At 47.3% G+C, this 9,832-nt stretch carries 7 protein-coding genes; 3 read left to right on the top strand and 4 right to left on the bottom strand.

Features of this window, described 5'->3' with window-relative positions:
* The first annotated feature begins 471 nt into the window (after positions 1–471).
* The gene (locus LZ23_RS10260) at positions 472–1,653 is read left to right on the top strand and encodes an ABC transporter substrate binding protein (protein ID WP_052507299.1); all 1,182 of its coding nucleotides are present in this window, start codon (positions 472–474) and stop codon (positions 1,651–1,653) included.
* 74 nt (positions 1,654–1,727) lie between these two features.
* Here the strand turns inward: LZ23_RS10260 and LZ23_RS10255 are convergent, their stop codons facing one another.
* Genes LZ23_RS10255 through alr form a run of 3 tightly spaced genes read right to left on the bottom strand, consistent with a single transcriptional unit; the run spans position 1,728 to position 6,768 of the window.
* Positions 1,728–3,227, bottom strand: coding sequence for a glutamate-cysteine ligase family protein (locus LZ23_RS10255; protein WP_198145961.1), 1,500 nt, complete (start codon positions 3,225–3,227; stop codon positions 1,728–1,730).
* Between the two features lie 5 nt (positions 3,228–3,232).
* On the bottom strand, positions 3,233–5,638 hold the full coding sequence (locus LZ23_RS10250; RefSeq protein ID WP_045213891.1) for an MFS transporter: 2,406 nt from the start codon (positions 5,636–5,638) through the stop codon (positions 3,233–3,235).
* Positions 5,617–6,768, bottom strand: coding sequence for an alanine racemase (gene alr / locus LZ23_RS10245; protein ID WP_045213889.1), 1,152 nt, complete (start codon positions 6,766–6,768; stop codon positions 5,617–5,619). Before alr ends, LZ23_RS10250 begins: the two co-directional genes overlap by 22 nt.
* A 361-nt stretch (positions 6,769–7,129) precedes the next feature.
* On the opposite strand from alr, the gene LZ23_RS10235 reads away from it, so the two are divergent.
* Positions 7,130–8,281: an AI-2E family transporter gene (locus tag LZ23_RS10235; RefSeq protein WP_045213886.1), complete on the top strand. Its 1,152-nt coding sequence runs from the start codon at positions 7,130–7,132 to the stop codon at positions 8,279–8,281.
* Between the two features lie 200 nt (positions 8,282–8,481).
* Here the strand turns inward: LZ23_RS10235 and LZ23_RS23465 are convergent, their stop codons facing one another.
* Complete coding sequence (locus tag LZ23_RS23465; RefSeq protein WP_269745173.1) at positions 8,482–8,694, bottom strand: type II toxin-antitoxin system RelE/ParE family toxin; 213 nt, start codon at positions 8,692–8,694, stop codon at positions 8,482–8,484.
* A 79-nt stretch (positions 8,695–8,773) separates the two neighbouring features.
* Between LZ23_RS23465 and LZ23_RS10225 the strand changes: the two genes are divergently transcribed.
* A complete protein-coding gene (locus tag LZ23_RS10225) occupies positions 8,774–9,682 on the top strand; it encodes a cation diffusion facilitator family transporter (protein WP_045213882.1) in 909 nt (302 codons plus the stop codon).
* Positions 9,683–9,832 lie beyond the last annotated feature (150 nt).

Raw genomic sequence — 9,832 nt, 5'->3', positions numbered from 1 at the left:
AGATATTTGGCTCCAAGAGGAGGCCCCCCGGGGGGCCTCCTCTTGGCCCTCCCTCAAAATTCATCCAAGGCGACATCTATCCTGACACATGGGGCAGATGAAGTTACGCAAAACCTGTCATTGCGAGGGAGCCACAGCGACCGAAGCAATCTGCATGGCAAAACCGTAATGTTCTGAATTTATTGATTATACGCTTCAAGTTACTTGTACGTCAGTTTACGCTTAGTTTGCCGAATCTCCAGAACCTTCGTAGAAACGGCTGTTCAGCCTGGGGCTTTAACTCATTACGACAAAAAATTGCATAAGTTTCCGGATAGAGCGAGTGGATGATTACAATAAAAATGTAAGTCAGTCCTCAACGAATGTACACCCTTTACTGAAATATCTGATTCGGCAGGTAAAGCAGATCTGGTTGATATCTGTTTCCTTAAGTAGTATCAATTTTTTTAACCGAGCGTACTGAGCAATAATATGTATCAAAACCTTCCTGAGGTGGTTATGCACTATCTAAAATCAACTATTCCGGCCTTTTTTATGCTTATGGTTTTCATGTCATTATCATGGGCACAGCAATATCCTGTAACTCCAGTGGATAACAACGGTCAGAAATGGCGTATAGGTTATCTGGAAGGTGGGATGTTCCCTGACTATCAGATCATTTTTTTCAGGACAGTGGAAGGTCTTATTGAACTGGGCTGGATCGAGCCCATGGATCTGCCGGAAGAATATAACCCGGATCATGAGCAGGCCTGGCAGTGGGTGGCTGAAAATGTTCAGTCAGACTATGTGGAATTTGTTAAGGACGCCTTTTATACATCGGAATTTGAGGCTGAGCAGCGAATGCAGACCAAGGGGGAACTGATTGACCGGCTGAATAATCAAAAGGATCTGGATCTTATTTTGGCCATGGGGACCTGGGCCGGCCAGGATCTGGCTAATGATGAACATTCCACCCCTACAGTGGTCGCCTCTACCAGCGATCCTCTGGGATCAGGAATAATAAAAAGTGCTGAAGATTCAGGATTTGACCATTTGCACGCCAAAATAGAACCTGACAGGTACATGCGTCAATTGCGTCTGTTTCATGATATTACCGGCTTCAGGACAATGGGTTTAGTTTTTGAGGACAGCCGGGAAGGCCGGACCTTTGCTGCTGTTGGTGATGCCGAACAAGTGGCCAGTGAGCGCGGATTTGAACTGAAAACCTGCCATGCCCGAAACAGCGATGTTACTCTCGAGCAGGCTTCACAGGAAGCTCAGGCGTGTTATTCAGAGCTGGCACCCGAGGTGGAGGCCATGTATATCACGGTTCACCGGGGAGAAAATCTGTCCACTCTGCCCCACCTGCTTGATCCACTCCTTAAAAATGAAGTGGCTACTTTTGCCATGCCTGGATCAGAGTTTGTAAAACATGGTGCCCTGCTGAGCATAGCCCATGCTGACTTTGCCTATGTCGGCTTTTTCCATGCCGAGACAATTGCCAGGATATTCAATGGGGCCAAACCCGGAAACCTTGAGCAAAGGTGGGCTGCTCCCCCCAAAATCGCCATCAATCTTAGAACAGCTGAGACCATAGGATTCAATCCCCCCTTTGATGTCCTGGCTGCAGCTGATGAAATCTATGACCATATAGCCCCGGTAAGTACGGATTGATCAGTTTGTAACTGTTTTGAACTTATTGCTTGAATGGTTCAAGTCGCTTGTAAGTTGCAATGAAAGTGATTTTGTCAGATGGGAACGGTTCTTCTTTCCAGTATAAGTTTTCTGATTCTTTCTCTGATAGACCCGGTCATGCTGTCTATACGATCCAGGGCGCGGTCTGCGCCGGTCTTTTCAGTCTGCAATACCCATAACGGATAATCCAGCATCCATTGCTGATCAGGATCAAGCCCCTGTGCAGCTGTTTCCACAACCTGCCTGCAAAGGTCTTTGACTTTCATTCCATTATATTCACCTTCCAGGGCGTTTTGGGCAGCTTCATTGCGCAAGCTTAGAAGATCAGCCCAAGGGTATTTTTCCACAAGCATGGCAGTCTGGTGAAGATTTTTCAATAGCCCGTACTGCAGTGCGCCAGGTGAGACAACAAGTGAACGGGAAATTTCAGTCCGATCCAGCCCGGTCAGATATGCGTCCGGATAGTTGGCCCCGGCAGCCCGGCCTTCAAGATAGCAGAAATTAATAAAAGGTTTTAGAAATTCTTCCAGTTTGTCCGGATTATTGTCCAGGACATTCATGAATTCGCCCAATTCAGGTCCATTGTCATTCAGGCCGTACCGCAGCCTGCAGTCGGTGTATTGTGTGAACTGGTGATAAACCAGATGACGAATATGCGGAACAATTTTTTTTTCAGTGTTGTGGAAAAAAGATCTTCCCTGACATGGCCCGGACCGGAGAAAGTTCAGCAGGGGAGGGTCATTGGGGATCAGGTACATATCCATGGGGTTTTTGACATGGTCGGCCTGGGACACAAACCACATGCTGGTTCCCGGCCCGAACATCCATCTCAGATAGTCTGCCAGGTTGCGAAAGGGTTTGTCTGGAGCCTGGTGCAGTTTCCTGTCACCCGGCATTCTGGAACAGTTCATTTGCCTGGCCCAGATGCTCAGCCTGTTTTCCTTGAATCCGGTAAGCCTGCCTTCCTCAAAGGGGCTGTTGGCATACAGGGCGATAAATGCCGGAGCAAGACCTATAAGGCAATTGAGCCCGAGTACGGCGTTATCCAGATCTATTTCAGTGCTCGGACTGTTTTGGGCCTTGGCATCGAATCCAGACATGTGGTTCCATCCGCGGTAACCCACCTGATATTCATAAATGGAGCGCGGCGCCCGGACAGAGGTATAAAATTCCCGGCTTATTTGAACATCAGGATGTTCGCTGAAGTTTATGACCATGGCCTTTTCCCGGTCAAGGGCAGCGTAAATGTCCTTAAGTTCCAGATTGATCAGGCTGTGCAGCTGATTTAAGCCGTCCGCTTCCTGTGGGACTGGCCCAAGGGAACTCTCAAGGTTGTTAAAACCGTTATCAATGGAGTGCAGGCCTCCTTCAAACTCTAACCCATAGTCTCTGCCATTATATTCCAGCAGTTCCCCTTTTTGCCCCCGCAACTCTCTGATCTGCTGCAGATTGCGGAAAAATGGACCAACAGGATGAGTCTGGCCGGTCTGCACATGGGCTGTGGGCATCTCAAGCTCAACACCTATGGAGGGAAAAATGACAGAGTCGCTCATGTGGGTCATTTTTTCCCCAGCGAGCCTTCTCTAACCAGAAAAAGGAAAAGAATGGAAAGCACCATATAACCAAGCCCGAGAACCACCAGTCCCTGGGAAATGGATATTCCGGACATGAGCGCTCCAAGTGCTAAGGGGCCAAGCATCTGCCCCAGTTTGTCCGCTGCCCTCTGAATGGCCATGGCTTTGCCCACTCCGAACTCCCTGGTTGCTTCTAACTTCAAAGCAAATGCTGTCTGGGCAGAACTGCCGATGCTGCTGGCCAGGCCAAGGAGAAAAATGGCTATTACTATCACTAAGAAACCCTGATGTATGTACAGCAGACTAAGTCCTAATCCTCCCAGGAGTCCTCCGACCACAATAAAAGGCTTCTTGTTTTCTCTGCGGTCCACTATTTTACTTAGTTGAGGAGCCAGATAAACAACTGACAGACCATAGATCATAAGAACCCTGCCGATATCCGACTGACTGATGCCCAGCTCGTTCAGGTAAAGGGGTGTGGCAAAAAAGAGCAGACCCACCTGGCAGACGGAAAAGGGGATAACGCAGAAAAAAATCAGGGCAAATACATTACGGTCGGCTATAAAACTCCCCAGTGAGCTCGCTTGTATTGGTACCGCCGAAGATACTGGGACAGTCTGTCCTTTAAGGTCTCGCATAAAAAACATAAAGAACACCAGAGATGTCAGGGCTACGAGCATGGCTATCAGGAACACTGGTGAATAGCCTATGCGCTCAGCCAGCATGGCGCCCAGGGCTGTGCCGCAGATATGTCCGGAAAAAAGTCCGGCTACAAAATGGGAGCTGCCTCTGGCCCGTGTAGTGGGGGTACAATTGGTAAAAAGAAAGTTCTGCAGGGCCATCCAGGAAAGACCGTAACCCAGTCCGCACACGCCTCTGGCAAGGATAAAGGATACTCCAGTATTGGCCTGGGCACTGAAAAATAACCCTGTGGATGTCACCAGTATTCCGCATACAAAGGGTGTGCGCCAGTCGCGTTTGTCCGCCACAGCACCGGCAACAAGAGATGCCCCCAAAGCGCAGAGCATTTCTAAGGAAATAGGCAGTCCCAGAATTACATCTCTTGGCAGCCCAAGGATGGGCGTGTACAGCTCACGCATCTGCAGCGGCACGAAAGACATGGGCATGGCAAAGGCCAGCAAAAAGACAAAGGCAGCGAATCTGGCCAGCATCAGCTTATCCAGAACATCCTGGTCAGTCCTGTTTTCACTGATCTCTCTTTTTTTCCTGCGGATGCGGGAAATCATGAAGTATATCTGTTCCACGATGAGCAGCGAAGCAATAAGAGCGATGGTCAATGAATCCAGAAGCAGCTTGCTGATAAGTTTTCTCATGGAAGATTTGTCTAAGACCGCCCGGATTTCTCCTATGACCGAGTCATCGGTGATTTTTTTCAGGGGTACTGCTACCCACAGGTCATCTTGTACTTTTCTGTCCTTTGGAGCGGAAGTATCTTTCAGAGTTTCTTTGGAAGCATAAGCCTGAACATTTCCGGCGTTGTCCAGGACTTTCATGGAGGCAACTTCAGGATTGGTTTCAATTATTTCCAGCAGGTAATCATCCATCCGGGCAATCCGGTCCAGACCGATTCCCGATGCCAGAACCCGTTCCATATCAGACCTGAGCAGGCCAAGCTGGGCCTGAACCTTTTCCCTGACCAACTGAACATGGTCGCTGTGAAATTGATATACGCTGATGCCTGCAAAAGCGGCCTGGGTCAGAACAATTACCGTTAGGACCCGAAAGAAAATAAGTTTGCGCAGGTCATGGACGTTAAGTCTGGGTATTTTTGAAAGCAACCTGAACAGTATTACTCCAGCAAAGACTGCAATCAATGCGCCAAGCATCAGCCTTTTTCCCCAGAAATCAAGGACCTCGGATTTTATCTCATGTTTGTGGAATGAAAATACCAGGTTGCCAACCAGGGATCCGGTGGGGGCTGTTGTTCCCATCCAGGTTTCTGCTGGTCCAGTCAGGGGTAAAATGATCAGATAAGTATCGCCGGTATCCATGATTTCCATGGACGGGTCAGGTGAATCAATCCTTTTACCATGTATTTCCGTTGAGCCGGGGTGATCTTCGGGCAGAGGTTCGATACTGTAAATAAGGTTCTGGCGCGCACCATATATCTCGATGTTGGACAGATCATCGTACATGGCCGCATATCCCGCCATTTCCTTTTCAATACCTATAAGATTGTCCAGGGACTTTCCAAAACGCAGGGCTGCCTCGATTTTTCGTTTGAAATCCTTTTGCGGTACTGCGTATCTGGTAAGCTCAGAGGATACAAATATCTTTTCAAAGGAATTGGAAACCAGAACAACCATGAATGACAGGGAGAAAAAAAGAATGACAATGGACAGGATGATTATGCTCTGGTTTCTGCGCATAGGACTTTCCCGCCATAAGTATAGGTTTTTTCAGCATTTTTCAGAAGAGGCAGAAGAACCTCCCAAATTCCCTTACCAGCGCTTTGGGCCGCCTGATATAAGTTTATGCCAGGGCCTGCCAGGATTACTTCATTGCCTGGCGCGGCTTCAGGTACGTCGCTGACATCCAGCATGCTCTGGGCCAGAGCAGGTTTGCCAATGAGGGGGCACTCTCTGCCATGGACCAGGGGGAGTAATTTACCGGGCAGTACGCCATGCAGCCCCTGATCAAAACCGCATTGCATGACTGCAATCCGGCCGTCTTTTTTCATTTGATGGGAGCAGTGGTAGCCGACATAAGATGTTTGAGGCACGTCCCTGACCTGAATGATTCTGGCAGAGACTTGAGCTATTGGAGTCGGCTCTGTCTCCCATCCATGCAATCTTTCGGCATATCCGTAAAATAGAGTGCCTATTCGCAACGCATTCAGCCTGGAGCTACATACCTGATCCTGGAAACCAAGTAATCCTGTGGAGCTGCCGAGATGTACCATGTCCGGCATCAGGTTTGATTTTTCAAGCCTGTCAAGCAGCCGGTCAAAAGTTTGGATCTGGTTAGTTGTAAATGCGTTGCTCCTGGCGTCGCTTTGAAATGTACAGGCCAGATGGCTGTAGATTCCGTCCACCTGGATGTGCGGGGTCTGATCCAGCATGGCCATGACCTCCTCAACCTGTTCAGGGCTAAGTCCAAATCGGCCCAGGCCGGTATCAACCTTGATGTGAACCCGAAACTTCTGGGTAATGTCCGGGTTATATGCGGCAAGTCTCAGGGCAAACTCTGAGTCAGCCACTGTCAGGCTCAGGTTATATTTCAGGGCATGTTCAAGATGAAGATAAAGGGGGTCGTTTAATGCTAATACCGGGCAGTCGATACCGGATTTTCTGAGATTTATTCCTTCAGTTAGTCCGGAAACGACTAAGTAATCCACGCCTGATTCGACCATGGTCTTAGATGTCTGAAACAGGCCATGGCCATAGGCGTTGCACTTGACAACTCCCATAATCCTTATGTCATCAGGCACATGGCTTTGAACCAGAGCAATATTATTTTTTAGAGTTTCCAGATCTATTCGGGCTGCCAGGTGCATCATAAGTTTCTCAGGTTATTGAAATGTTCTAAGAATTGCCATGGAAGATAAAAAATTAAATTAATTTATCATTTAAGGCAAGAATCCTGTCACGCAAAATTCTTTAATGCCAGAATGGCGTACAATTAACTGCCCAGAAATCTAGTCAAAGGCCGAAAATTGAGGAAAATATGGGTTAGCTCGTGGGACACGCAGGGCAACCGGTGCTCAATAAGAGTTTGGAGATTTTGCTGGAAGTTGGGTACAAAACCAGCCAAGGGGTTGATATAACTCTGTCAAATGCGCTCAATACCCTTGCCAGTTCAAGAATGATCAACTATACAAAGCTTTTTAATCAACTCGTAAGAATATTTATCAGGCAGTTATGGCAAACCAGGATAATTTAGAATTCTTCAGTCCTTTTCAGCGCAAGGTGCTAAGCTATTCACTGGTGACTCTTGGACTTGCTCTTATTGCTGCCTTTATTCTTGTTGTCTTTTTTTCACTGCGTTGGATCGTAACATATTTTTCAGAAATACTCTGGCCCTTAGCCATTGCCGGTATACTGGCCTTGCTGCTCAGGCCGATAGTATTGTGGCTTCAGCACCGTCTTAGAGCCGGACGTATGGCATCGATAGCTGTGCTTTACTTTTTGATGGCAGTTTTCCTTGTGCTCATCACTGCTTTGATTTTGCCGGTAGTTTTGACTCAGGCCCAGTCTTTTATACAGTATTTTCCGGTTTTGCTGGAAAACCTTGGTAACTTTTTGAGAAAGTTCCTTCCTTATTTTTCCGGCTGGGTGGATGATTTTCTGGATTCAACCAATGCATCTGGTTTTGTGCAAGGCATTTTTGGGCAGCTCCAGGATGTTTACGAGACATCTCGTCCCGCACTGGGCACTATTGGTGATTTCCTGGGAAATTTTATTACCCTTGCTGTAGGAGTTGTAATTATCCCCGTCTACCTGTTCTTTTTTCTGCTGGCTGATAAGGATCCGGTCAGTACTATGGAAGAACAGCTTTCTTTCATCCCGAAAAGTATCCGTGAAGATTTTGCTTTTCTTGCCCGGGAATTCGCCAGGATCGTGGTTGCTTTTTTCCGCGGGCAAATAGTCATCGGCTTAATCATGGGAGTTCTGATGGCCATTGGCTTTTCTCTATCCGGGCTTAAATTCGGGGCCTTTCTTGGTATAATCATCGGGTTGCTTAATATTATTCCTTATCTGGGAAGTATTCTCGGACTGCTTATTGTTCTTCCTTTGTCCTATTTCCAGGAAGGAGGCGGACTTATTCTGCTGATTATGGTTCTTGGTGTGTTTGCAGCTGTACAGGTTGTGGAAAGCTATCTGCTGACTCCGAGGATTATGGGTAAGAGTACAGGGCTGCATCCTCTGGCTATAATTGTGGCTGTATTGTTCTGGGGTAAGGCGTTTGGAGGTATACTGGGCATGATCCTGGCGATACCTTTGACTGCATTTTTTGTTGTGGCATGGCGGCTGGCCCGGAAAAAATATCTGCAGCCCTCAGCCGGACAGTGAACAGGATAACCATCTGAGAATAAAACACTTTGATTTTTGGATTGTAATGTATCAACAGCACTCTTAACAGCGTGAAAAAGTCCTTGCTTGACAGGCTGTTAACAAATCAGCAGCAGCGTTTACGAACTTTCGTTTCCGCTTCAACGCGCCCGGCCGACTTCTTTGCTGCATCCTCCCATCCTGCTGGAAGGAATTGCATTTTATCTGGTGAATCTGTGGAACAGAATATCTTCGAGATTTCGTCTGGAATCAATGACTGGAAAAACAAATACGACCGTATCAGATATTCTGTAAATAATCCGCCAGGGGGCAATAACCAATTCCCTGTAGGTGTTTATGCCCTGTGCTTTTAATTGGGGGACTATACGACCACGATGCGGCAGGGTATAGAGAGCGGATGTCTTTTGTCTGATTCCCAGTCAGACCAGAGCCATAGTTGAATAGTTACAACTTTTTTTACAATATTTTAAAAGAGAACTTCATAATACGATCATGAACGATTCAAACAAAGCCCAAGCCGCTGCCACCAAGGAACGAACGGCTCTCATCTCTGTCATCATGGACCTGGCCTTTCTCGGTCCGTCCATAATTGTTGCAGTCCTTGCCAATTCTATGACACTGTATGCAGATCTCCTCGGTGATTTGAATGTCTTTATCGCCAATGCCATGCTCTTATTCATTATTTACAAAATGAGAAAAGGGATGGGCAACAATTTTGACTACGGCGCAGGAAAAGTTGAAAACCTCATTGGCGTGATCGGCGGGTGGTTTGTTGTGCTTTCCATTGGTTATATCCTCTACACGTCCATAGGGAGGATTTTGTCACCCGTTCCCCTTGATCCCGCCCACCTGGCCATGGGAGCCGTGGTCATGCTGGCATCCATGATTGCAAGCGGTTATCTCTGGATTCGCAACTATCGGATTTATAAAAGGATCCCTTCTCCGGTTACGGACATTCAGTGGCGGGTGCCAATGTCTGACACGGTCATCGCCGGCGGGATACTGGTCAGCCTGTTGGCCATGATTTTTCTGCGCGAATACGCATGGTCGCGTTATATCGATCCTGTCATATCCCTCGCATTAGGCGGGGTCATCATCTATTCCTTCTACGGACTGATCAAAACATCTCTTTTTGATCTCTTGGACAGAACCCTCGAAGAAAAATATCAGATGATCATCACCCGGGAACTGGCGAAATTTTATCATGATTATGCCCAGCTTCACGGTGTCCGCTCGCGAAGAACCGGATCAAGTGTTTTTATTGAAATTTTTCTGGAGTTTGATCCTGACCGAAAAGTGGGTGAAATCCACGAGGTCATTGAAACCATGCGTAAATCTTTGGAAGAAAAGATTGAAAACAGCTTTGTGAGCATATCTCTTTCTAAGAAATCAGTGCGCTGATACTCTTAGTCCTGTTTGCTTTCTCATTGGTGCTGATCTTGATCAGGGAAACAGTTCTGATGGAAGAAATGGGGGACAGGTTCTTATTTACAAACAGCATCATCTCTGCTAAAAATATCTTCAACCCAGCAAACACAAGCCTTCCAGAGG

It is taken from the genome of Desulfonatronovibrio magnus (assembly GCF_000934755.1).
GTDB lineage: Bacteria > Desulfobacterota > Desulfovibrionia > Desulfovibrionales > Desulfonatronovibrionaceae > Desulfonatronovibrio > Desulfonatronovibrio magnus.
This window is presented reverse-complemented; position numbering and strand designations above follow the sequence as displayed.

Coding starts and splice junctions, on each gene's coding strand:
- LZ23_RS10260 (WP_052507299.1), top strand. CDS start 472: ATGTATCAAAACCTTCCTGAGGTGGTTATGCACTATCTAAAATCAACT.
- LZ23_RS10255 (WP_198145961.1), bottom strand. CDS start 3,227: ATGAGCGACTCTGTCATTTTTCCCTCCATAGGTGTTGAGCTTGAGATG.
- LZ23_RS10250 (WP_045213891.1), bottom strand. CDS start 5,638: ATGCGCAGAAACCAGAGCATAATCATCCTGTCCATTGTCATTCTTTTT.
- alr (WP_045213889.1), bottom strand. CDS start 6,768: ATGATGCACCTGGCAGCCCGAATAGATCTGGAAACTCTAAAAAATAAT.
- LZ23_RS10235 (WP_045213886.1), top strand. CDS start 7,130: ATGGCAAACCAGGATAATTTAGAATTCTTCAGTCCTTTTCAGCGCAAG.
- LZ23_RS10225 (WP_045213882.1), top strand. CDS start 8,774: ATGAACGATTCAAACAAAGCCCAAGCCGCTGCCACCAAGGAACGAACG.